The organism is Amycolatopsis sp. NPDC114503, from assembly GCF_055633655.1.
This window is the reverse complement of the sequence record NZ_JBVKDT010000010.1, coordinates 299,372-321,136: the sequence shown is the minus strand read 5'-3', so window position 1 is coordinate 321,136 and position 21,765 is coordinate 299,372. Positions and strand designations below refer to the sequence as shown.

General features: G+C 68.4%; 24 protein-coding genes. 13 read left to right on the top strand and 11 right to left on the bottom strand.

Annotated features, from left to right (window positions below; translation table 11 throughout):
* Positions 1–86: 86 nt before the first annotated feature.
* Positions 87–647, bottom strand: a complete 561-nt coding sequence (locus tag ACZ7OI_RS36510; RefSeq protein WP_470268642.1) for a GlcG/HbpS family heme-binding protein — start codon at positions 645–647, stop codon at positions 87–89.
* 183 nt (positions 648–830) lie between these two features.
* Here ACZ7OI_RS36510 and ACZ7OI_RS36505 point away from each other — a divergent pair, with 183 nt between their 5' ends.
* On the top strand, positions 831–1,949 hold the full coding sequence (locus ACZ7OI_RS36505; RefSeq protein WP_470268641.1) for a sensor histidine kinase: 1,119 nt from the start codon (positions 831–833) through the stop codon (positions 1,947–1,949).
* Complete coding sequence (locus ACZ7OI_RS36500; RefSeq protein WP_470268640.1) at positions 1,942–2,577, top strand: response regulator; 636 nt, start codon at positions 1,942–1,944, stop codon at positions 2,575–2,577. Before ACZ7OI_RS36505 ends, ACZ7OI_RS36500 begins: the two co-directional genes overlap by 8 nt.
* Positions 2,578–2,590: 13 nt before the next feature.
* Here the strand turns inward: ACZ7OI_RS36500 and ACZ7OI_RS36495 are convergent, their stop codons facing one another.
* The 5 genes from ACZ7OI_RS36495 to ACZ7OI_RS36475 all read right to left on the bottom strand — a co-directional run bounded on the left by ACZ7OI_RS36495 (position 2,591) and on the right by ACZ7OI_RS36475 (position 7,239).
* Positions 2,591–3,949 carry a serine hydrolase domain-containing protein gene (locus tag ACZ7OI_RS36495; protein WP_470268639.1) on the bottom strand — a complete coding sequence of 453 codons (1,359 nt, stop codon included), beginning with the start codon at positions 3,947–3,949 and terminating at the stop codon, positions 2,591–2,593.
* A gap of 76 nt (positions 3,950–4,025) precedes the next feature.
* Complete coding sequence (locus ACZ7OI_RS36490) at positions 4,026–4,499, bottom strand: GbsR/MarR family transcriptional regulator (protein WP_470268638.1); 474 nt, start codon at positions 4,497–4,499, stop codon at positions 4,026–4,028.
* Between the two features lie 48 nt (positions 4,500–4,547).
* A complete protein-coding gene (locus ACZ7OI_RS36485; RefSeq protein WP_470268637.1) occupies positions 4,548–5,435 on the bottom strand; it encodes an SAM-dependent methyltransferase in 888 nt (295 codons plus the stop codon).
* Between the two features lie 30 nt (positions 5,436–5,465).
* The gene (locus ACZ7OI_RS36480; RefSeq protein ID WP_470268636.1) at positions 5,466–6,368 is read right to left on the bottom strand and encodes a Scr1 family TA system antitoxin-like transcriptional regulator; all 903 of its coding nucleotides are present in this window, start codon (positions 6,366–6,368) and stop codon (positions 5,466–5,468) included.
* 151 nt (positions 6,369–6,519) lie between these two features.
* Positions 6,520–7,239, bottom strand: a complete 720-nt coding sequence (locus ACZ7OI_RS36475; protein ID WP_470268635.1) for a DUF397 domain-containing protein — start codon at positions 7,237–7,239, stop codon at positions 6,520–6,522.
* Positions 7,240–7,694: 455 nt separating this feature from the next.
* Here ACZ7OI_RS36475 and ACZ7OI_RS36470 point away from each other — a divergent pair, with 455 nt between their 5' ends.
* From ACZ7OI_RS36470 to ACZ7OI_RS36460, 3 genes are all read left to right on the top strand, one after another.
* Complete coding sequence (locus tag ACZ7OI_RS36470; protein WP_470268634.1) at positions 7,695–8,093, top strand: hypothetical protein; 399 nt, start codon at positions 7,695–7,697, stop codon at positions 8,091–8,093.
* 171 nt (positions 8,094–8,264) lie between these two features.
* Positions 8,265–9,293, top strand: coding sequence for an adenosine deaminase (add, locus tag ACZ7OI_RS36465; RefSeq protein WP_470268633.1), 1,029 nt, complete (start codon positions 8,265–8,267; stop codon positions 9,291–9,293).
* Positions 9,294–9,407: 114 nt separating this feature from the next.
* On the top strand, positions 9,408–10,982 hold the full coding sequence (locus ACZ7OI_RS36460) for a hypothetical protein (RefSeq protein ID WP_470268632.1): 1,575 nt from the start codon (positions 9,408–9,410) through the stop codon (positions 10,980–10,982).
* Here the strand turns inward: ACZ7OI_RS36460 and ACZ7OI_RS36455 are convergent.
* On the bottom strand, positions 10,909–11,820 hold the full coding sequence (locus ACZ7OI_RS36455; RefSeq protein ID WP_470268631.1) for a helix-turn-helix domain-containing protein: 912 nt from the start codon (positions 11,818–11,820) through the stop codon (positions 10,909–10,911). The two genes, ACZ7OI_RS36460 and ACZ7OI_RS36455, sit on opposite strands and share 74 nt — an antisense overlap.
* A gap of 102 nt (positions 11,821–11,922) precedes the next feature.
* Here ACZ7OI_RS36455 and ACZ7OI_RS36450 point away from each other — a divergent pair, with 102 nt between their 5' ends.
* Entirely contained in the window at positions 11,923–12,828 is a 906-nt protein-coding gene (locus ACZ7OI_RS36450; RefSeq protein ID WP_470268630.1) for an MBL fold metallo-hydrolase, read from the top strand.
* Positions 12,829–12,842: 14 nt separating this feature from the next.
* Positions 12,843–14,162: a carboxylesterase/lipase family protein gene (locus tag ACZ7OI_RS36445; RefSeq protein ID WP_470268629.1), complete on the top strand. Its 1,320-nt coding sequence runs from the start codon at positions 12,843–12,845 to the stop codon at positions 14,160–14,162.
* Positions 14,163–14,166: 4 nt separating this feature from the next.
* Here ACZ7OI_RS36445 and ACZ7OI_RS36440 read toward each other — a convergent pair whose 3' ends face one another.
* The gene (locus ACZ7OI_RS36440; RefSeq protein ID WP_470268628.1) at positions 14,167–14,937 is read right to left on the bottom strand and encodes a helix-turn-helix domain-containing protein; all 771 of its coding nucleotides are present in this window, start codon (positions 14,935–14,937) and stop codon (positions 14,167–14,169) included.
* A gap of 152 nt (positions 14,938–15,089) precedes the next feature.
* Here ACZ7OI_RS36440 and ACZ7OI_RS36435 point away from each other — a divergent pair, with 152 nt between their 5' ends.
* Together ACZ7OI_RS36435 and ACZ7OI_RS36430 are read left to right on the top strand one after the other, a co-directional pair.
* Positions 15,090–15,680: a nuclear transport factor 2 family protein gene (locus tag ACZ7OI_RS36435; protein WP_470268627.1), complete on the top strand. Its 591-nt coding sequence runs from the start codon at positions 15,090–15,092 to the stop codon at positions 15,678–15,680.
* Positions 15,677–16,318 (top strand): O-methyltransferase, encoded by a 642-nt coding sequence (locus ACZ7OI_RS36430; RefSeq protein WP_470268626.1) that lies wholly within the window; start codon positions 15,677–15,679, stop codon positions 16,316–16,318. The genes ACZ7OI_RS36435 and ACZ7OI_RS36430 overlap by 4 nt, the downstream gene beginning before the upstream one ends.
* Here the strand turns inward: ACZ7OI_RS36430 and ACZ7OI_RS36425 are convergent.
* Positions 16,315–16,968, bottom strand: a complete 654-nt coding sequence (locus ACZ7OI_RS36425; protein WP_470268625.1) for a hypothetical protein — start codon at positions 16,966–16,968, stop codon at positions 16,315–16,317. The two genes, ACZ7OI_RS36430 and ACZ7OI_RS36425, sit on opposite strands and share 4 nt — an antisense overlap.
* Before the next feature lie 98 nt (positions 16,969–17,066).
* Here ACZ7OI_RS36425 and ACZ7OI_RS36420 point away from each other — a divergent pair, with 98 nt between their 5' ends.
* Together ACZ7OI_RS36420 and ACZ7OI_RS36415 are read left to right on the top strand one after the other, a co-directional pair.
* A complete protein-coding gene (locus tag ACZ7OI_RS36420) occupies positions 17,067–18,293 on the top strand; it encodes an MFS transporter (protein ID WP_470268624.1) in 1,227 nt (408 codons plus the stop codon).
* 68 nt (positions 18,294–18,361) lie between these two features.
* Complete coding sequence (locus ACZ7OI_RS36415) at positions 18,362–19,156, top strand: hypothetical protein (RefSeq protein ID WP_470268623.1); 795 nt, start codon at positions 18,362–18,364, stop codon at positions 19,154–19,156.
* Positions 19,157–19,160: 4 nt separating this feature from the next.
* Here the strand turns inward: ACZ7OI_RS36415 and ACZ7OI_RS36410 are convergent, their stop codons facing one another.
* Positions 19,161–19,559 carry a PaaI family thioesterase gene (locus ACZ7OI_RS36410; RefSeq protein ID WP_470268622.1) on the bottom strand — a complete coding sequence of 133 codons (399 nt, stop codon included), beginning with the start codon at positions 19,557–19,559 and terminating at the stop codon, positions 19,161–19,163.
* A 31-nt stretch (positions 19,560–19,590) separates the two neighbouring features.
* Here ACZ7OI_RS36410 and ACZ7OI_RS36405 point away from each other — a divergent pair, with 31 nt between their 5' ends.
* Positions 19,591–20,172, top strand: a complete 582-nt coding sequence (locus ACZ7OI_RS36405) for a TetR/AcrR family transcriptional regulator (protein ID WP_470268621.1) — start codon at positions 19,591–19,593, stop codon at positions 20,170–20,172.
* A 19-nt stretch (positions 20,173–20,191) separates the two neighbouring features.
* Here the strand turns inward: ACZ7OI_RS36405 and ACZ7OI_RS36400 are convergent, their stop codons facing one another.
* The gene (locus tag ACZ7OI_RS36400) at positions 20,192–20,788 is read right to left on the bottom strand and encodes a TetR/AcrR family transcriptional regulator (protein ID WP_470268620.1); all 597 of its coding nucleotides are present in this window, start codon (positions 20,786–20,788) and stop codon (positions 20,192–20,194) included.
* 569 nt (positions 20,789–21,357) lie between these two features.
* On the opposite strand from ACZ7OI_RS36400, the gene ACZ7OI_RS36395 reads away from it, so the two are divergent.
* On the top strand, positions 21,358–21,705 hold the full coding sequence (locus ACZ7OI_RS36395; protein WP_470268619.1) for a lactococcin 972 family bacteriocin: 348 nt from the start codon (positions 21,358–21,360) through the stop codon (positions 21,703–21,705).
* Positions 21,706–21,765 lie beyond the last annotated feature (60 nt).

The following is a 21,765-nucleotide window of genomic DNA, read 5'->3' as shown; positions in this document are numbered from 1 at the left end:
CCCGCCCCGCCCCGCCAGCGGGCCTCGCCGCCAACGACGAGGCCCGCCGAACCAAAACCGGACCGCTGGCCGAATCCCCGCAGGTCTTACTTGCCGAGCGCGTCCACCCCGGCCTGCGCGAAGCTCTCGTCCTGCACGCCGGACGGCGCGCCGGCCACGCCGACCGCCGCGATCGGGGCGTTGTTCGCGTCCACCGGGACCGCTCCGGCGAGGAACAGGGTGCCCTTGATGTCCTTCAGGGTCGGGGCCTGCTGCAGCCGGCCGGTCAGCTCGGAGGTCTTGGCGTTCCACGAAACCGCGGTGAACGCCTTCTCCTCGGCCGAGGAGTACGACTGCGGGCCCGCGCCGTCGCCGCGCAGGGTGACGATGGTGTTGCCGTCGCGGTCGACCACCGCGACCGACACGTGCTGGCCCGCCTTCTCGGCGGCAGCGAGCGCGGCCTGCGCGGCCTTCTGCGCGGCGGCGATCGACAGGTGCGTGGTCTGGACCAAGCCCTTCGGTGCGGCCTGCGCGGCAGCGGCGGCGGGAGCGGCGGACGCGGCAGGGGTGGCGGCGTTGGCGGCCAGCGCGCCGGTCGTGGCGGCTCCGATCACGGCGAGGCCGCCGACGACGGTGGCGATGCGGGTCTTGGCGGTGAAGTTCTTCATCGGGATGCTCCTTGGCTTGTCCGGCTTGATGCATTCATCGTGCGTCCGGGACCGCCTTCACCGGATCGGAGTCTCGGCTCGCCTCGCGGCGCGGAACGGCCGACACTCAGGTCATCCGATCGGCTGATGCCGGGCGGGTTCGCACAGGTCAGGCTCCCCAGAGGACCTGAAACGGAGGTGGCGATGACTGATCGGGACGCGCGGTGGCTGGCCGCGACCATGCACACGGCGTTCTTCCTGCTGCTGGTCGCGTCGATCGTGCGCTTCCTCGACCACCATCACGGCGAACCGGCCGCGCCCTGGGTGATCGCGCTGACCGGCTGCCTCGCCGCGGTCTACGCGGTCGGCCTCGTGCTGCGGGTGACCGGGCCGGAGCAGGTGACCGTGCCGTATCTGGCCTGGCTGACCGTCGTGACCGTGCTGTGGGTGGTGCTGGTGCTGCTCGCGCCGAGTTTCGCGTGGTGCGCGGTCCCGCTGTTCGTCACCGGCCTCCGCACATTGCCGACCGGACCCGCGTTAGTGCTGGTGACGCTGGTGACCGCGCTGGTCGTGCTCTCCCAGAACCGGCTTTCGACCGGCTTCGACCCGAATCTGACCATCGTGCCGGTCGCCGTCGCCGCCGTGACTGCCGCGGTGATCACGTACCTGCGGCGGCAGGCGGTGCGGCTGCGGGAAACCGAGCGTCGCGCGGGGATGCTGGACGAACGGCAACGGCTGTCTCGCGAGATTCACGACGCACTGGCGCAAGGCCTGTCCAGCCAAGCGATGCTGCTGCAGGCGGCCGACCGCGCGTGGGCCGATCCGGACCTTGCGCGCGAGCATTTGCATGCGGCACAACAGATCGGCGCGCGAAACCTGGCCGAAGCCCGCGGTCTCGTGCAAGATCTGGCCCCCACCGACCTCGACGGACACTCGGTCGAGGAAGCATTGCGGAACGTCGCCGCACGCGAACCGCGGCCGGTGCGCGTCCAGGTCGACGGGCCTGCCCGGCCGCTGCCCGGCCGCGTGCAGTCCACTTTGGTCCGGATCGCGCAGGGAGCGCTGGCCAACGCGCGCGAACACGCGGACGCGTCGGGAGTGGCGCTCACCCTCACCTACCTAGACGATGAGGTCGTGCTGGACATCACTGACGACGGCCGGGGTTTCGACCCGGCCGCCCCGAGCGCCGACGGCCGCGGCCACGGCCTGCCCGCCATGCGCGCGCGGGCGACGCAGCTCGGCGGCCGGCTGACTGTCGAATCCGCGCCCGGACAGGGCACCGCCATCTCGGCCGCGATTCCGTTGGGACCACACCATGTCTGAGGATCAACCCATCCGCGTCGTGCTCTGCGACGACCACGCCATGGTCCGGGCCGGCCTGCGTGCGCTGCTGGCCGGCGCCGGCGGGATCGAGGTCGTCGGCGAGGCCGCGACGGGGCAGGAGGCGATCAATCTCGCTGCCGCGTTGCGGCCGGACGTGGTGTTGATGGATTTGCAGCTGGGCGACGGAATGGACGGCGTGGAAGCGATCCGGCGGCTCCGCTCGGCTCCGGAGCCGCCGCGAGTGCTGGTGCTGACCACGTATGACACCGACGCCGACATCACCCGGTCTATCGAGGCCGGGGCGACTGGATATTTGCTGAAGGCCGAGTCCGCCGACGAGCTGTACGCGGCGATCCGGTCGGCCGCGGCGGGACGGACAGCGTTGTCGCCGCCGGTGGCCGACCGGATGATGGCCCAGTTGCGCGCGCCGCGGCCGACGCTCACCGACCGCGAACGGGACATTCTCGAACAGCTCGCGCAGGGGCTGGGGAATCGGGAGATCGCGCGACGGCTGTTCATCAGCGAGGCGACGGTGAAGACGCATCTGGGGCGGATTTACGAAAAGCTCGGAGTGGATACCCGATCCGGAGCGGTCGCCGTCGCCAAGGAACAGCGGTTGCTGTCCTGATTCCGGGGCGCCGTCACGAGGTCTTCGGCGTCGCCCGCATTCCAATGTAGACACACGGGCTCCCGTCGGCGAGCTTCGAGAACACCACCGGGACCGGGTTCGCGCCGAAGGATTCCCCGCAAGCGGCGAACACCGTCTCGGTCACCGGCACCAGCTCCGCTTCCAACGGCGGCGACAGGTCCTTCATCCCGTCCACGAACTCGTACCGGATCCGCGCTTTGCCGTCGTCAGCCCGGCTGATCGTGGTGACCACGCCTTCCCGCACGTAGGTCCCGACCAGCGGCGTGATGTCCACCGCGGGCGGGTTGGCCGGCGGCGCGAACGGCTCTGGCATCTCAACGCCGGCCAGTTCGCCGAGCAATTCGCTGAACAGCTCGTGGTACAGCCGGTCGAAGTCGCCGCCGTTGGTCAGCAGCACGACCGCCACGCCAGCGTGCGGCACCACCCGCAGGAACGAATGCTGCGCGACGGAACTGCCGTCATGGCCGAATCCGGCGACGCCGTTCCAGTCGTAGAGCGTCCACCCGAGGCCCCAGCCGTCAGCGGAAACGGTCCACTTGTCCGGGCTGTCGACCACCCGGCGCTGCATCAGCGCGACCGCGTCGCTGGACAGCACGCGCGTGCCGTCGGCCGCGACGCCGCCGTCCAAGTGCATCTTCGCGAAGCGCGCGACGTCGCCGGCGGAGATGATGACGCGGCCGTACGGCCCGGCCGAGCGCGGCATCAAATCCCAGACGGGCGTGGGTTCCTCGCCGAGGTGGCTCATCGCCACCCGGAAGCGCAAGGCTTCCTCGGGCAGCGTCATCGAGTGCTCCAGCCCGAGCGGGGCGAACAGCAGGTCTTTCACCGCCTGGTCCCACGTCTTGCCGGTCACGACCTCGATGACCCGGCCCAGCACGGCGTACCCGACACTGCTGTAGGACAGCGCCGTGCCGGGCGGGCAGTCCAGGGCTACCCCGGCGGCGGCCTCGACGTAGCGGGCGAGGCAGTCGTCGCCGCGGCCGGAGTCGTAGGTGAAGTCGCAGGTGAGGCCGCCGGTGTGGCTGAGCAGCTGCTGGACGGTGATCGTCTCGGTGGCGACCGGGTCCGGCGTCGCGAATTCCGGCAGCAGCTTGACGATCGGGGTGTCGAGGTCCAGCGTGCCCGCGTCGACCAGGTTCAGCACGACGGTCGCGGTATAGGCCTTCGCGAGCGAGCCGGACAGGAACACCGAGTCGGTGGTGACCTCGACGCCGGTCCCTCGGTGCAGGACGCCGCTCGCGAGTTCGTGCACCTCTCCGCCGTCCAGCACGGCCAAGGACGCACCCGGAACGCCGTGGGCGGCGCGCAGAGTGTCGAGCCGGGACTGCCAGTGGGCGTGGTTGAAAGACATCAGTTCTCCCCAGTGAGATATTTCGGGCAGGGCGAAATCGCCTGACGGGTTCGCCAGGCGCGTGGTGAAGCCGGACTTACCTGCTGTGCAAGGCTTCGCGCCGAGCACGCCATTCGACGGCGAGCTCGGGCATCCGCTCGCCGAGGAACTTCGCGAAATCCGCGAGTTCTTCCATCCGGGCCCGCCGTTCAGCGGATTGACCGGCCATCGCGTCCAGTCCGCGTTGCGCCAGCGCGCTGAGCGAGGCGAACTCGGACTGGTTGTCGAGCAGGCGCAGCCACACGTCCGAAGCGAGCCGCACGCGGTCGACCCGTTCCCCGGCCGTTCGCGTGCGCTGGATCCAGGACCACTCTTCGAGTTCGCTGATCGCGCTGGTGACCGCACTGCGGCTGGCCCGCAGCGCGTCCGCGAGTTCGGCGATCGTCTGCTGCTGCGGATCGCAGAGCAGCAACCAGCCGATCACCCGCCCTGTCATCGGGGTCATGCCGTGCTGCCGCGCGAAGTGGCGGCCGGCGTCGTCGGCGAACGCGAGCTCCCAGTCCTCGTCCATGCGGCTCAAGTTAGCGTAATGACTGAGATAACGCAAATCTCCGTCATTTCAGGTGGGCAACCCCTTGCGGGCCACCCCGGCGAGCAGCAGCGACTCGTTGGCCGCGCAGAGCGGGAGGGGCCGATCGTTCGGGCCGGCCTCCTCCGGATGCCACAGCGGCGTCCACGTGACACCGGGTTCGAGCAGGGCGAAGCCCTTGAACAGCTCGGTGATCTCGGCCCGGCTGCGGTAGACGAGATCGGTGCCCGCCTCGGCGTACCGCTCCTTGGCGTCGGCGAGGAGTTGCTCGCAGTGCGGCGGGACGCCCTCGTCGGTGACGTGGGACAGCGCCAGGTACGACCCGGGGGCGAGGAGATCGCGGTAGGCGGCGACGCAGCTGGGCCCGAGGTCTTCGGTGCTGCCGCTGTCCGGGGCGGGCGGCTGCCCGAAATGCAGGACGGAGATGAGCAGCAGCGCGACCGGCTGGTCCAGGTCGATCACGCCCGATCCGGCGAGCAGGGACCACAGTCGCCGCGGATCGCGCAGGTCGGCGTGCAGGGCCACGTGCCGGGCGGGGTCGCCCTGTTCCCGCAGCAGGCTGGTGGAATGCGCGACGGCGACCGGTTCGCAGTCGACATAAGCGACTTTCACCTCTCCGGGTGCGATCTGCTCGGCGATTTCGTGCGCGTGCCCCATCGTGGGGACGCCGGAACCGAGGTCGACGATTTGCCGTATTCCCTTGCGCACCAGATGCCGGACCGCCCGGTGCAGAAAACGCCGGTTGGCCCGGGCGATCGGGCGCACCATCGGATAATCGCGCAGCATGCGTTCGGCGAACTGCCGGTCGATTTCCCAGTTCGCGGTTCCGCCGAGGTAATAGTCGTAGACGCGGGCCACGCTGGGATGGCTGAGATCGATCCCCGGCGGCGGAAAAGACTCTTGCTCCAGGCCAGTCACCAGCTTCTCCTCGTGGTCGACGGCGCGAGATCAGCCTAGCCGCTCTCCGGTCCGCCGGACAGCGGGCGTACGGGTGCTGATCAGATCCGCCTCGGATTCTTCGAGAAGAATTGCCGATTCCTCCGCCGAAAGGGCGACACTCGAAAGTGATTCCCACGATTGCAGATCGGTGTCGTAGGTTTCGGAGTCGTTCATGAAGGTCTGGACGCCATTCGACGTTTCGGCGAACGAACGGTCGAGCTTGTTGTTGGCGAACTGCAAAATCGTGAAATCGGGACCGACGTGCAGCGGTCCTTTCTCGAAAGGCACGAACCGGATCGTCGCCCCGGGATGGTTGCGGGCGAGGCCGAGCAGGTGCCGGACCTGGCCGAGCGCGACGTACGGGTTGTCCGTGCGCGCCCGCGTCAGCCGGTGGACCGCGCTTTCGCTGAGGATGAACTTGTACGTCCGGTCCGGGTAGTCGTCGAGGAGCTTGGCCCGCAGCTTGCGCTCGTGCACGGCGTCGGTCACGTCCGTGCGGCCGTAGGCCTGGAACTGCTCCATCATGTAGTCCTCGGTCTGCAGCATCCCGCTGATGCGCTCGCCGGTCCACTTCAGGACGATCGCGGCTTCCTGCTCGGCCTCGAACACCGGATGGAACCAAGCCGGGCTGGCCGCGAGGCGGCGGGCGTTCCACACCCGGTCGGCGCGGGAGGCCTGGTTGTACTGCCGCATGGTCGCCGCGGCGGCGGGAACGACCTCGAGCGCGTCGATCCATTTGTCGAGCAGATGCGGGTGGACGCGGGTCCTGCCCCGCTCCATCTTGCTGATGTTCGGCTGGGTGTAGCCGAGGGCGTCGCCGAGTTCGCCCTGGGTCAGCCCGCGTTCCACGCGGGCGGCGACGAGAAGTTTGCCCAGCTCGACAAGCTGAGCCTCGACGGAAAGCCGGCTCACGAGGCGCGAGCCGTCCGATCGGGGGAGGAGACAACACCGTTGCCGGGCACGAAATCATAGTAGTCCTCGTATTACGCCCGGCCAAGACCGGCGGGGCTCGTCCGGTCGTCCGGGGACGAGCTTCGAACGGGGGGACCGGGATGACGATCTGTCAGCGGTCGAACTGCCCCTCGCGCAGCGCCCCGGAGAACGCCGCCCATTCCTGATTGTCGAAGAGGAGCGCGGGGGAACGGCCGATCTTGGAATCGCGCACCGCGACGACGTCGGGATCGCTCAGGTTGACTTCGACGCAGTCCCCGCCGTTGCCGCCGCACGCCGAAGGCCGCTGCCAGGCGGTGGCGTCGAGCGAAGAACTCACGGTGTCCGGATCGTAAGAACTCATGGTTTCTTCCTTGTCAAGCCGTCGTCTTTTTCTGGCATATTCAAACTCAGGATCGAGGATGGAATATGCCGAAGCAAGGCGCTGACTTGCATAATCCCGAAATGGGCCGATAGGTTCACCTGTTTGGCGTCGGGACGGTTTTCTCGCGGTGATCGGGGTGCGGGCTCTGTCCTGTTCCTGGCCGGTATTTGTCCAGTGCGGCAGCGTTATTGGCTGATCGGCAGCATTCCGGCGAACCGTGTCCGGGGCGCCGGAAGCCGTGGCGGCAAGGTGTGTAAGAATATTCTGGCTTGGTCCGTAAGGCATGCATATTCCAGTCGGCAGATGCCTGCGGGCGTGCGATGAACGGAGTACTTCGCGCTGGGTTGGCTGAATGCCAATGTTGTCCCGCGATCCGGTTTCCGCGAGAAAATCACTGGTCAGAGCCCTGGGTGGCGGCTGACGGCGCTGCTGTCGCGCTTCTTCTTGATCCTTTCCCTCTGCTCGCATGCTACCACTCTTGTGGGTGATGAAAAGCGGTTCCAGGTGCGCTAGAAATCGCCGCCGCGCTCCGGATCGCTGGGCGTTTTGTCCCGTGCCAGTGTTCGCGCGCACAGAGCGTGACTCGGCATTTATCCAGGTGGGGGCACGTCGGTACCTGATTGGACGTGCGCAAGGCGGAGTTCGGTCGGGGAGTTCGTTTTTGCCAAAGCCCGCAGAAGTGCCGGACTGAACCGGCGGACTGATATTGCGCACGGTAGTTCGTCGTGTCTCTTTACCGTTAATCGACCGCTGGGTGCCGCTCGCCGAGACGACCGTCAGTAGGTCTCGAGGTCTGCCCGCTCTTGGCCAAGATGGGAACTATCGAACTGGGTCGTGCGCCCGGGGAGACAGATGTGGCCCCCTGCTGCAACAGGGGGCCACGGGGATGTCTGAAACCTCTTCTTGGGAAAGGAACAGACGGCATGACTCTACCGCCGGAGAACACCGGACCGCTAGACGACGACCGCGCCGGACGGGTGGAACGCGTCGAATTCGGCGCGGCCGTCGCACCGGCCCGCGGCGGGCGGCGGATCGCCACCCGGGACGAGATGGTGGCCGCCGCGACGAAAGTCTTCGCCCGCCGCGGCCCGGGACGGCACCGCAAACCGGTCGCGCGGGGCCGGTGGGTATGCGCGGCGTCCGGGGCGCTGGCGTGGGTGACGCCGGCGTTGTGGGCGTGCCTGCAAGCGGCCTTCGCCGCGAGCGTGATCAGCACGGTGGTGCTGCTGATCAGCCCGGTGGTCGGGGTCGCGGTCGCCGGGCTGGTGCTGATCTGCAGCGCGGTGCTGTTCAATCAGGCTCGGCCCAGCCATCGCCGGTAACGGCTTCCCGCGATTTTTCCGGGTCGGCAGCTGATCTCCGCTACAGTGGAGGCCGTGCCGGAGTTTCAGCTGCCGCTCTACGGAGCCGACCGCGATCGTGGCGACCTCGCTCCCTGAGTCGTCCCGTTTTTCTTCCTCCGTCACCTCATTCTTCTTTCAGGGAGCTTTCTCATGTCTGGCCTGCGCGCGTTCGTTCACGCCCTGCCCAAAGCCGAACTGCACGTCCACCTCGTCGGTTCCGCCAGCGTCGACACAGTTCTCGCGCTGGCCCGCCGTCATCCGGAAGCCGGTGTGCCAGCGGATCGTGCTGAGCTGGAACGGTTTTTCGTGTTCCGGGACTTCGACCACTTCCTCAAGGTCTACTGGGCCGTGCAGTCGATGCTCAAGGACCGCAACGACATCCGCACGCTCGTGACTGGTCTCGCGGCCGAACTCGCCCGGCAGAACGTCCGCTACGCCGAAGTGACTGTCACGCCGTACAACCACGTCCTCGACGGCCTGCCCGGCGACGAACTGCTCACCGGACTCGTCGAAGGCCGCGCCGTCGCGAAGGCGGAGCACGGCGTGGAATTGGCCTGGTGCTTCGACATTCCCGGGGAGAAGGGGGTCAAAGCCGGACGGGAGACCGCCGTGTTCGCGCTGCGGGAACGTCCGGACGGACTGGTCGGCTTCGGTCTCGGCGGCCCGGAAATCGGCGTCGGCCGGGCACAATTCGAGCCGTTCTTCACCGCCGCCCGAGAGGCGGGTCTGCACAGCGTGCCGCACGCCGGGGAAACGAGCGGCCCCGCGACCGTCTGGTCGGCCGTCCACGACCTCGGAGCGGAACGAATCGGCCACGGCACGAGCTGCGCGACGGACCCGGCGCTGCTGGCCTACCTCGCCGAACACCGGATCCCGCTCGAGGTGTGCCCGACGTCCAACGTCCGGACCCGCCAGGTGCCCTCGATCGCGGCCCACCCGGTGCGGCGCATGCTCGATCACGGGCTCGTCGTGACCCTCAACACCGACGATCCGCCGATGTTCGGCGCGACGCTGGAAGGCGAGTACCTGGCGGTGGCGGCGGCGCTCGGTTTGCGGGCGGCCGAGGTGGCGATGCTGGCGAAGAACGCGGTGCAGGCTTCGTTCCTGGGGGAGGCGGGCAAGTCGGAGCTGTTGGCTGAGATCGACTTGGTGGCGCGGGAGGCTGGCGCGGAGGTGTAGCTGAGCGGGCGGCACCGGGAATCGGCCGCGCGCGACCAGCTGCGCAGCGTGCCGAATCACGAGAAAGTTCACCCGGTATGGTGGCGACCGTTGTCCACAGCCAGGGAGCAGGGTATGACGGCTGTCCACGCCGACATCGATTCGACAGTGCCGGAAGAGGACCGCCGGAAGCGGGCTCTGCCGGCGGTGCTCGCGTCGCTCGGGCTCCTTGCCGTGTTCCTGATCGGCGCGTGGGCGGCCTGGTTCTTCACGATCGACGACGCGTTCATCAGCTTCCGCTATTCCGCGAACCTCGCGGACGGGCACGGTCCGGTGTGGAATCTGCTGGGCCCGCCGGTCGAGGGCTTCACGAACTTCGCCTGGGTCGTGTGGGGAGCGCTGGGCTCGGTCCTCGGCGTCGCGCTGCCGCTGTTCACGAAGCTGACCTCGCTGGTGCTCGGGCTCGCGACGCTGGCGATGCTCCTGCGCGAAGGACACCGCCGGGCCGGGATGCTGGGCCTGCTGGTCGGGGCCGGCGCGTACGTCGTGTTCCTCCCGACCTACTTCCACATCACCGGCGGCCTCGAAACCGCCGCGTTCGCCGCCGTGCTGCTCCGGGTCGTCGTACTCGGGCTGCGGGTGCTCGACGGCACGCAGGTGCGCGCGTGGGAGCCGCCTGCTCTGCTGGTCCTGCTCGGCATGATCCGTCCGGAGGGCGCGCTCGCCGCGCTGCCGGTTCTCCTGTGGTGGCTGGTGCGGCAACGCGGCCGGGCGCAGTGGCTGTGGACGGCGGCCGCGGCGCTGGTCGGCGCGGGCTATTTCGGCTGGCGCTGGCAGTTCTACGGACAGCTGCTGCCCAACACTTTCTACGTGAAGTTCGGCAACCTCTCGCTCGGCTGGATCTGGACGAAGCACACGACGCTGGTCCTTCTGCCGTTGCTGTTGCTGACCCTTTCGCTGCTCCTCCGTCGGGCAACGCGCGCGGTTGGCGTACTACTGGTCGTGACTGTTGGTGTCACGTACGTGACGTATGCGGTCTCCGGCCCGACGATGGACTACCTGGACCGCTTCGCTGACCACGCAGTCCCGGTGCTGTGCCTCGGTGCCGCGCTGGCAGTCGGGACGCTCGGCAGCCGCGTGGTCGGCTCGGTTCTGGGTGCGGTCGCCGTCGGCTGGTCCGCGTGGGCGGGCGCGACGGCACCGGACCTGGGCGCGATCACCAACTACGGGCCGGACCTGCAGCGCGCCCACGTCGCGATCGGCAAGGGCCTCGCGAAGGCGGAAGTTCCGGCCCCGAGCCGCACTCTCGCGGTGACCGACGCGGGTGCCATCCCATATTTCAGCGGCTGGGAATCGATCGACTACATCGGCCTGAACGACCGCGCGATCGCGCACGGAGCCGACCCGACCGACGTGGTCGCGAACGCCCGCCCGACGGTCGTCGTGGTGACCTCCGCCGATCCGGAACCGACCGCGGCGCGATACGGCTTCGACCTGGCTCGCGGCACTGCCGGGTACGTGCGGGTCAATTCCGTGCAGCTGCGCGAGGGTTACTGGCAGGTGGTGTACGCGCTGCCGCAGTACGCGGGGACGGTGGGCTCGCACGTCCAGGAGGCGGTCACGCAGGCCGCGCCGGCTAATGATCCCGGGCAGCCGCAGGATACGGTCGAACGCTGGTTGAACCGGTTGCGGCGGCAGTTGCCGTTCTGATCGGGTCTGGCCCGCTGACCTGCCGAAGCAAAGCCAACGCCTCCTCCGAAGCCGAGCCGGCCGGGGTCGTGCACACGATCAGCACCTGCTCCGGCGACCGGGCCACCGACAGCGTCTGCTGCGTCACTGTCACCCGGCCGACCACCGGATGCCGCAACTCGTACGAATCGGCGTCGCACGGGCCGACCCGGTGATCGCGCCACAGCGAGACGAACTCCGGGCTCTTCATGGTCAGCTCGCCGATCAGCTCGGCCAGCAGCGGGTCGTCCGGGTGCTTGCCGACGGTGATGCGCAGGTTGCCGACCACTGCGCGGGCCTTGCGTTTCCAGTCCGCGTACAGCTCGCGGCAGTGCGGGTCCAGGAACAGCATCCGGCTCAGGTTGGGGCGTTGGGCCAGGTCCAGGTGTCCGGCCAGCAGTGCGTGGCCGAGGGTGTTCCACGCCAGCACGTCCGTCCGGCGGCCCAGCACCAGCGCCGGGACGCCGTCGACCGCGCGGAGGAGGTCGCGCGTTTCGTCGGCCAGCTTCTCCGGGCGCGGACGGCGCGGCTGGGGCGTGCGGCGCGCCGCGTCGGCGAGGCGGTCGAGGTGGGCGCGTTCGTGGGCGTCCAGCTGCAGGGCGCGCGCGATCGCGTCGAGCACCTCGGCTGACGCGCCTCGGGAGAGACCCTGCTCCAGCCGCGTGTAGTACGAGACGCTGACGCCGGCCAAGTGCGCCAGCTCCTCCCGGCGCAGGCCAGCGACCCGACGGCGCGGTCCGACGTCCGCCAGCCCGACGTCGGAGGGGAGCAGCCGGGCTCGTCGTGCGTGCAGGAAGTCTCCTAGCGGGCCAGCGGTCATGGATTCCACTATCCGCCGCGTGAGATATCACTGCCACACCCTGTGCGGGGTAGGAAAACGCGGGAGTGGTCCGGGCGCGTCGACGCGCCGAGGCTCGGTCGTATGGACGAGATCATTCTGGGCGACGTCACGGTCACCCGCGTCAAGGAGTTCTACGGGACGGTCGAGATGAGCCCGGACCAGTTCTTCCCGGACAGCCCGGCGGGCTCGTGGGACGAGCACCGCGGCTGGCTGGCCCCCGATTTCTGGGATCCGGAGACCGGCGAATGCCAGTCGGCGATCCAGTCCTGGCTGCTGCGCAGCGAGGGCCGCACGATCCTCGTCGACACCGGCGTCGGCAACCACAAGGACCGGCCGTACGCGCCGGTGTGGAGCCGCCTCGACACCAGCTACCTCGACCACCTCGCCGCTGCTGGTATCTCACCCGAGGACGTTGATGTCGTCATCAACACCCACTTGCATATCGATCACGTCGGCTGGAATACCCGCCTCGAGGGCCGCGCGTGGGTGCCGACCTTCCCGAACGCCACCTACCTGATGCCGCAGCGGGACTTCGAATTCTGGGACCCGGCCAACGAAAACGAGACTGTGTTCGGCCGGGGGAACCAGAACGTTTTCGAGGACAGCGTCGCTCCGGTGCACCAGGCGGGCCAGGTCCAGCTGTGGGACGGGACGTACCAGATCGACAAGAACCTGCGCCTCGAACTCGCGCCAGGGCACACTCCCGGTTCGTCCGTCCTGACGCTGGATTCCGGCGGCGACCGGGCGCTGTTCGTCGGCGACCTGGTGCACACCCCGCTGCAGATCGCCGAGCCGGAGACCAACTCCTGTTTCTGCGAGGACCCGGTGCAGGCGCGGGCAACCCGGCGCGCGCTGCTCGGCCGGGCTGTCGAGGACAACGCGCTTGTGTTCCCGGCGCACTTCCCTGGTTCGGGGGCGGCGGAGGTCGAGCGGGACGGATCGAAGTTCGCGATCAAGAAGTGGGCCGGGTTCTCCCGGATCTCCTGAAAGAAGTGATTCTTATGTCTCAGCGGGAAAATCCGGTCGTGGAAACCGCGGCGGGTGCTGTCCGCGGCCTTCGTGACGCAGCGGGCGAACTTTACCGGGCCATTCCCTACGCCGCCGCTCCGATCGGCCCCGGCCGGTTCGCTCCGCCGGCGCCGCATCCGGGCTGGTCCGGAGTCCGCGACGGGACCCAGCCGTCGCCGACCGCTCCGCAGCCCGTCCGCGACTTCGGCCGGCTCGACTTGACCCCGTACTTCGGACCGGGCTGGGTCCCTGGAGAGGAATATCTGACCGTCGACGTTCGTACCCCAGCCGCGGACGCGGGAAATCGTCCGGTCATGGTCTTCGTGCACGGCGGCGGGTTCGTCACCGGGTCGACCCGCGCCGCGCTCTACGACGGCAGCGCCTTCGCCCGCGACGGCATCGTCCTCGTGACGGTGAACTACCGGCTCGGCATCCCGGGTTTCCTTGCCCTGGAAGGAGCACCGGACAATCGCGGGCTGCTCGACGTCCTCGCCGCGCTTCGGTGGGTGCGCGATTCGATCGGCGCGTTCGGCGGGGATCCGGGGAATGTCACGGTATTCGGGCAATCCGCGGGGGCGACGCTCACCGGTGCGCTGCTGGCGACCCCAGAGGCCAAGGGACTGTTCCGGCGCGCGATTGTCCAAAGTGGAAGCGGTACGGGTGCGTTCACTCCGGAGCAGGCGCGCCGGGTCACCGTGGCGGCTGCCGCCGCGCTTGGCGTCGAACCGACTTCAGCGGCGTTCGCTGAGATCTCAGACGAACGGTTCCTGGATATCTTGCCCGCGCTGGCCGGACTCGACCTGCGCACCGCCGCTGCTGCGGATCCGCTCGCCGGGCTCAGCCCGTTTAGCCTGGTTCTGCCGGTGCAGCCCGCTGACAGCTTGGTCGGCGACGTCGACCTGCTGATCGGCACGAACACCGAGGAGGGTCGGCTTTACCTGGTGCCGCAGGGCAAACCGGACGACACCGCCGATCAGCTTGGCGAAGTGTTGTTCGGGCGAGGCACCCTTCGTATGGCACAGGCGCACGCTGAGATCTCAACCGGCCGCACTTATGTCTATTCGTTCGGGTACCGCTCCACTGCTCTGGACGGTCGGCTCGGCGCCGCGCACACCGTCGAGCTGCCGTTCGTCTTCGACCTCGCCGACGAACCCTGGCTGCACGGAGACACTGGACTGCTCGGCCCGGACGCCGCTCCGGCAGGCCTTGCGGCGGAGGTGCACGCCGCCTGGGCGGCGTTCGCGCGAGAGGGCAAGCCGGGCTGGGCGGCTTATGACCCGGAGCGGCCTGAGGCGTACCGCTTCGGCGGCTGAAAAGTCACCGGGCGGCTCTGAGCGAGGCCTGATAGCTCCCTGGAGTCTGGCCGAGGATCGCGGCGAAGGTCTCGATGAAGCTGGTCGGGTTGGCCCATCCGCACCGCAGCGCGGTGTCGGTCACCGAACGGCCCTCCCCGAGATATACCAACGCGTGCTGGATGCGCAGCTGCGAGCGCCACTGCGAGAAGCTCATCCCCAGCTCGCCGCGGAACAGCCGGCTCAGCGTCCGCTCGCTGGCCCCGACGGCCCGGCCGAGTTCGCCGAGGGTGGCGGACTCGGCCGGGTTCCCGCGCAGGTGATCGGTGACCGCGCGGAGCCGGTCGTCGGCCGGTTCGGGCAGGTACACCGGCTGTTCGGGGAGTTCGGTCAGCTCGTCGACCAGCACCCGGAGCAGCCGGTCGCCGACGTCCGGGCGCAGGGCCGCGCCGCCGGTCAGCTTCAAGACCGCGGCGCGCAGCAGCGCGGACACGGTGAACACGGCCGGCGCGGCGGGGAGCGCGGAGCACAGCTCGGCGGGCACCTCCAGGATGCTGACCTCGGTCTCGCCGTAAGCGCGGTGGCCGTGCTCGAAGCGAGGCGGCGTCCACGAAATGCGGTCCGCCGGCGCGACCCACGTGCCTCCTTTGGTGGTCGTCGCCAGCAGCCCGCTCGCCGCGTACAGCAGTTGTCCTCGCGCGTGCTGATGCGCGGCGATCCCTTCCCCGTGGGTCAGCGACCAGCGGCCCTGGATGGGATCGTCGCCCGACCAGCAGAGGTGGCGGCGGTTCGGCATCGGTTCCCAGGATACCGGAAAACGGCCTGCTGGTGATCTTGGCGGGATACCGGTATCGGCTGTCCGGCGGGCGGTGGCGGCGGGTTCCGCGCCGGGCGATCCTGGCTAGACGAGGCCTAGTGCCGGACCGCCTGACGAAGGGGAGATTCCTTGTGACGGAAGACATCCGGGCTGCCGATCGGCAGGCGATCACCGACTTGATGACCGGTTGGATCCATCGCGACCGGGAGCATTGGGACGCCTTGGCGAACCTGTTCCACGACGACGCGACCCTGACGATCCTGTGGTTTTCCGGCAAGGCCGAGGACTTTGTCGAAGGATCGCGCCGGATGAGCGGCGGTCCGTTGCGCAGCAAGCATTTCATTGGTTCGCCGGTCATTGAGGCCGTCGGTGATCGCGCCTTCGTGGAGACCAATGCGATGCTCGTCGCCGACCACCTCGAAGCGGGACTCGGTGTGACTGTCCACAATAGATTCATCGACCGGGTCGAACATCGCGAAGGCGTATGGCGCATCGTGCGCCGTGATTCCGTCTACGACATGGGCGGCTTCACCTACCCCTATGGAATTCGGCCCACTGACGACCTCGACCCGCGAAGGCATCCGCGCGAGTACGCCGCGTTGGCATATCTGCTGGAGCGCGGCGGACATCAGGTGCCCGACACGTGCCCGACCCGCTTCAGCAAGCGCGAACAAGAAATCCTCGAAGAAGGCCACGCCTGGTTGACGGGAGCATCCGCATGATCCACCGTCCGCTCCGCGATCCGCTCGTCAACGCCGTCATCGACAAGCTCGTTGCGGCGCAACAATATCCGGCTGACGATCCGCGTTCCGGCCTCGAACGTGATCCACACGAATACAGCGAATACGGCTTCTCGATCTCTCCGGACCAAGGTGACCTGATCTATCTCTTGTGCCGGGGGATCCGCGCCACCCGGACCGTCGAGTTCGCCACTTCAGTTGGCATGTCGACGCTCTACGCCGCGGCCGCGGTGCGCGACAACGGGGGAGGCACGGTGATCGGCGCGGAGCTGGTCCCGGCCAAAATCGCTGCCGCGCGGCACAATCTCGCCGAGGCCGGGCTGGCCGACTACGCAGAAATCCGCGAAGGCGACGCTCGAGTCACATTGCGCGATCTCGGCGGGAAGGTCGACTTCGCCCTGATCGACGGATGGCTGGGCACCGAACCGTCGCTGGCCCGTGAGGTCATCGAGTTCGTCGCGCCGCAGATCCGGATCGGCGGATACGTCATGAACGACAACGCCGAACCCGATTTCCTGGCCTACATTCGCGATCCGGCCAACGGATTCGTGTCGGTCTCGCTGCCGTTGCACGGCGGTACCGAACTGTGCGTCAAGGTCGCCGAGCGGCAGGGACGTTAACCGCCCTGCTCCACCGGACCGATCTCCAGCGGTGCGGTACTCCCGCCGGTGAGTTGCTGCCGCTGCTGGGTCACGGCGTGGTCGAGCTGCCGCGCCAGATGCGGGACGTTCGCCGAGGTCAGGTATGTCTCCGCGCCGGCGTCGAGCAGCCGCCGGACCGGCCCGTGGTAACTGACGCCCAGCTCGGCGTCCTCGACCTCGGCGAGGACGACGCGGGCCTCCGGGAACTTCTCCCGGAGACCCCCGATCAGCTGCGGGCTGACCGGCGGCACGAGCAGGACGTCGGCCGTGGCGGGCGCGGAGTGCAGGTCCAGCACGAGGTAATCCGAACCGAGTTCGGCGGACAGCGACATCCGGGCCGAGGCCGACAGCTTCATCGCGGTGGCGACGACCGTGACGTCGTCGTAGTCCGTCCGCGGGGGTTCGGGTCGGACGCCTGCGCCGGAGATGGTCGCGACGGGGTCGCCGTCCCTGGTGAGGACCAGGTTTTCGCCGGGTCTGAGTGCGTCGATGAGGGCCACGAGGTCCTCGGGCAGATGGCTGACGTCGAGGTGTCGCGCGGCTCGCTCGCTGGTCATGACTCGCCCAGGTCCGGCGGCGCGAAGCGAACGGCGGGCACAAGCGGTGGCGTCGTCATGGAACTCGATCATCCCACAACAGCGACGCCGGTGTCGGTCCTTCGCGGAAGCCACGGGTGATGGCGGTTTTTCGCCAGCGCTCCCCGTCCCTCCCTTCTTACGCTCGGCCGGTGCATTCAGATAACACTCCGCGCCTTCACAGCTCGGTCGTCGTCTTCATCTCCCTCGCCGCCGCGCTCGGCACCGCGGCCATCTACCCGTTGCAGCCCGCGATCGCCGAGGTCGCCGGCGCGCTCAACACCTCGCTCGGCGCGGTCGGCGTCGCGCTCGCGTGCGGGCCGGTCGGGTACTTGTGCGGACTCGCGTTGCTGGTGCCGCTCGTCGACCAGTTCCCGCCGCGCTACGTCCTGTCCGCGCAGTTCGCCGCGCTCGCTGCCGCGCTGGGACTGAACGCGCTCGTCGGACAGGTGTGGTTGCTCGGGCTGGTACTCGGCGTGCTCGGCGCGTGCTCGTCGGTCGGCGCCGGGCTGAGCTCGGTGACTGCCCGGCTGGCGAGCCCGGAACGGCGCGCTACCGCGCTGGGGATCGTCACCGCTGGTATCTCAGCGGGGATCCTTGCCGGACGCATCGTCGGCGGCTGGCTGGCCGACCTCGTCGGCTGGCGGGCGATGCTGGGCGTTTTCGCCGCCGGATGCGCGATTATCGCGGTGGCGGTGCTGTTGGTGCTTCCCTCGGTGGCCGGGGCGAACAATCGCGGCTACCTCGCCACTTTGCGCTCGATTCCCGGGCTGTACCTGCGATACTCCGCGCTTCGGCTCGCGGCGGTCCGGGGCACGCTCTGGTTCTTCGCGTTCTGCGCGGTGTGGTCCGGAATCGCGGTCGCGCTGTCGAAGCCGCCCTTTTCGTATTCTGCCGAACGCATCGGGCTGTACGCTTTCGCCGGCATCCTGGGAATGCTCGCGACGCGAATCGCCGGCGCCTGGACCGATCGCGTGGGCGCCCGCCGGGTCGTCCTCTGTGGACTGAGCCTCGCCGGACTTGCCAGCGCGGTGCTCGCCGTCGCCTTGCCGAGCACTGTGTCGACCCTGATCTGCCTGGCGCTGTTCGACGCCGGTCTTTTCGCCGCCCAAGTCGCGAACCAGAGCACCGTGCTGGCGATCGAGCCCAGTGCGCCGGCGCGGTTCAACAGTGCCTACATGGTCGTCTATTTCGCTGGTGGAAGTCTCGGGACCGCCTTCGGTGCGACGGCGGCCGAGCGGATCGGATGGCCGCTGACCGCACTCGTCACGGCGGCGGTGATCGTGGCCGCGGCTGTCGTCACTCTGCTCGCTCGCACCCCAAACGCAGAAACCGGACAGCTGCCGGACACCGCGGAATCGGTCGTGACGCGGAGCTAGGAACGAATCCCGCGCTCGCCACGTCGGATAGCCGTATCCGCACCGCGCGCCGCGAAAGGACTCCATCGGTGAACGACGACTGGCCCGAGCAGATCGACGGCTGGGAACTGGCCCGGCACGAGCGTGTCGAGGCCTACCGCAAACGCTTGGCCAACAACGTCACGGTCACCGCGACCTGGGACGACGGTGCCTGCACCGGCCGGGTGGAGGCATACGTCGAACCGGCCGGGATCGGGCGGACGCTGAGCCAAAGCCGCAAGGACTTCCGCGACAAGGAAGCGTTCTGGACCGCCGCATACTCCGTGGTCGAGATGGCGGCGAACCTGCCTTCGCTGGGTCAAGGACACGAAAGTCCGGCCGAGCTGGTGTTGTTCGGCGACGTCGCGGGGACTGTCGAAGCCGAACCGGGCAGCGCCGGGGTTCCGGAGGCGGAGCTGACGTTCACTCTGGCCGACGGCCGCAGCGTGGCGCTGCGCATGTCCGACGAGCAGGCGTTCGACCTGTGCCGCCGGATCGATCGGCTCGAGGACCATGTGTGGTCCGAGGAACGGGAGGAAGCCTCGGAGTCTCTTCCGGAAACCCCGGAAACCACCGCCGAGGTGCCAGACGCGACGGCGATCCAGTCGAGCCCGGACACCGGCCACGATGTCGTCACTCTCCTGGACACGCAGTTCGGGATCGCCGAGGACCACCTCCTGGCCCAGATCGACTGGTCGGCCGTGATCGTCGTCGGCGAACCCGCTGTCAGCTCGCTGATCGAACGGAGCGACGAGCTGACCGCGGCAATCGGACCGCGCTGGTATCCCACCTCCGTCGACCGGCCGGGGGAACGGTGGGTCGTGCTGCGTCGCGCGCTGAGCTGACGCTTTATTGGCCTGGGCGCAGGTAGGTCAGGGTGTGGTGGGAGACCTGCCGTCCGGTGTCGTCGGTGACTGTCGCGGTGCCGTAGATCGTCCGGCGTCCCGTCCGGGTCAGGGACGATTCGCAGGTCAGGTCGGACCGCGCGGCACCGAGGAACGCGGTGGTCATGTTGACCGTGACAGCGGGTTCGTCGGGCCCGATGACGGAGAGGATCGCGATCCAGCAGGTGACGTCGGCGAGCGTCATGGCGCACCCGCCCTGCAAAACGTCGCCGGGGCGGAAGAACTCCGGCCGGGCCGGCAGGGAGAGGGTCGCGGTGCCCGGGTCGACGGCCTTCACCGTGAAACCCCACCACGGCCCGAACGGACTGCTGTCGATGATCTCCTGAGCCCGTACAGTATCCACGTCCAGAAACATAACATGATTAGGTAAGTGGATGCGGCGAACGAACGAGGAACGCTCCCGGACGACCCGGCACGATCTCGTCGAGGCCGGGCGGCGGCTCTTCGCCGAGCAGGGGTATGCGGGGACCTCGCTGGCCCAGATCGCCGCCGAGGCCGGGATCACCACGGGTGCGGTCTACCACCACTGGGAGAACAAACAGGAGCTGTTCTACGCCGTGGTCGAGCAGGTGCACGTCGATCTGCACCGGGTGCTGCGGTCTCGATCCGGCGGCGGGGGAGCGCCGTCCGACCGGCTGAAGGCGTCTGGCTCGATCTTTCTCCGCCGGTGCGCGGACCCGGCCGTGGGACGGATCCTTCTGGTCGACGGGCCGTCCGTGCTGGGCCAGGAACGGTGGCGAAACCTGGACGAACAGTGGTGGCGCGAGCCGACTGTCGCACTGCTGCGCGAGGCGGGCAGCTCTGGCGGCGGTGTCGAAGAGCTCGCGGTTGCTTTGCTGGGGTCGCTTACCGCACTGGGGCAGGAGATCGCGGGCGATCCGGGTCCGGCGCGGATTCGCCGGTGCCAACAGGTGTATCGGACGCTGGTGGACGCGGTATCAGGTCAGATGAACTGAGATATCACGGACTGAGATATCACGAAGCTGCGAAAAGAAGCGCAGTTTGCACCGCTTCCTCGGTATGCGCGCTCGCCGTCCCGCCGTGCCGCAGCGCGTCCTCGGCCAGTTTTTCCAGTCCTCCGAACAGGATCAGCGCGCGAACTCGCGACAGCGGAACGCCTCCGGATTCCCGGAATTCGGTGCCGGCCGAGATGGCGCGGACGACGTTGACGTAGGCGTCGCGGTTCAGGTCGGCGGTGATCGGGGCGTCCAGCAAGGGCACGTCGCGGAGGTAGCTCAGCATGACGGCGGGCCGGGCGTCGACGACGCCGGTCCACGCGGTGACGAGCTGGCGGATTTGCGTCTGCCAGGGCGCGGTGCGGTCAACCGAGGCGGCTACTTGCGCGGATCCCGTTTCGGCCGCGTCCTTGAGCAGAGCCAGCAGGCAGGCTTCCTTGGAATCGAAATGCTCGTAGAAGCCGCGGCGGGAGGTGTGTGCCCGGCCGACGAGGTCGCCGATCGTGATCTTCGGGAACCGTTTTTGTGCCAGCAGCGATTCCAGCGCGCCGGTGAAGCGGTTCCGGTAGGCGCCGGGGCACTCGACGGGCGTTTCCGGCTCAGCAGCGCGTGGCACCGCGCGGGTCCTTCCTGTCCGCGGTTATCCCGCGATTCTACCAGTCCGCGAGCGGCCGGTATTGCGAAACGGTCGGGCTTTCCGGGAAATGGCGGCAGGAAAGGGATCGGCGGCATTCGGCGGTGCTGGTTGGGCTGGGTGGCAGCAACGGACGCGACGCTCCGGGAGCGGCTACGCCATCTCAGTGACATCGAGGAAAGACCTTTGGCCGATTGCGGGCACGTTCGGTAGTGTTTTGTTCCAGCGTCAGATTGGGGAGTCGAGCGCTAGGGGGATCACAGGTGTTTTCACCACTTTTCTTCGCGCCGCGCACGAGACGCGGCACGTCTGTCGCGAAGTAGCTGCCACCGCAGATAAACGGGTTCGCGACGGTTGTGCGTTCGCGCCTGTCCGGGCCTGCCCGCCGGAATGATCCGGTGCATCCGTCCCCTCGACGCGGGGGGAACGACGCGGGCTGTTCTCCGTCCGGCATTGCCGTGCCGGGGCGTAAACCTGAATGTTTTTCGCTCAGGGTCGGGGAGCGGTTCCGCTCAGGGGAAATCAGGAAAACGAATGGGGAAATCATGACAATGGGGTCTGCTTCTCTGAAGATCGCCAGGGTGGCTTCGGTCGCCTCGCTCGCGGTCGTCATGTCCGCGGGGATCGTCACCGCCGCGAACGCTTCACCGTCCCGGGAAGCGGTTCCGGCAAGCTGCGGCAGCGCCGGGGGCGGCACCTGGTGCCACGGTTCCGGACGCGACGGGATCTGGAAGGGCTGCTTCTCGAATTACAACCACCCGCGCAATTACCACAGCTCGACGGCGGCCATCGGCGCCGCCAACGACAAGCGGTACGCGTCCGCGGGTTCCTGGTCCAACGCCCACGCCAGGGCCGGCTGGGCCTACACCTGCTACGCGTACTACAACCCCAACGCGTGATCATGGCCTGACGTACCGGGCATGATCACCACGATGCGGCGCCGGGCCAATGGCGTCCCG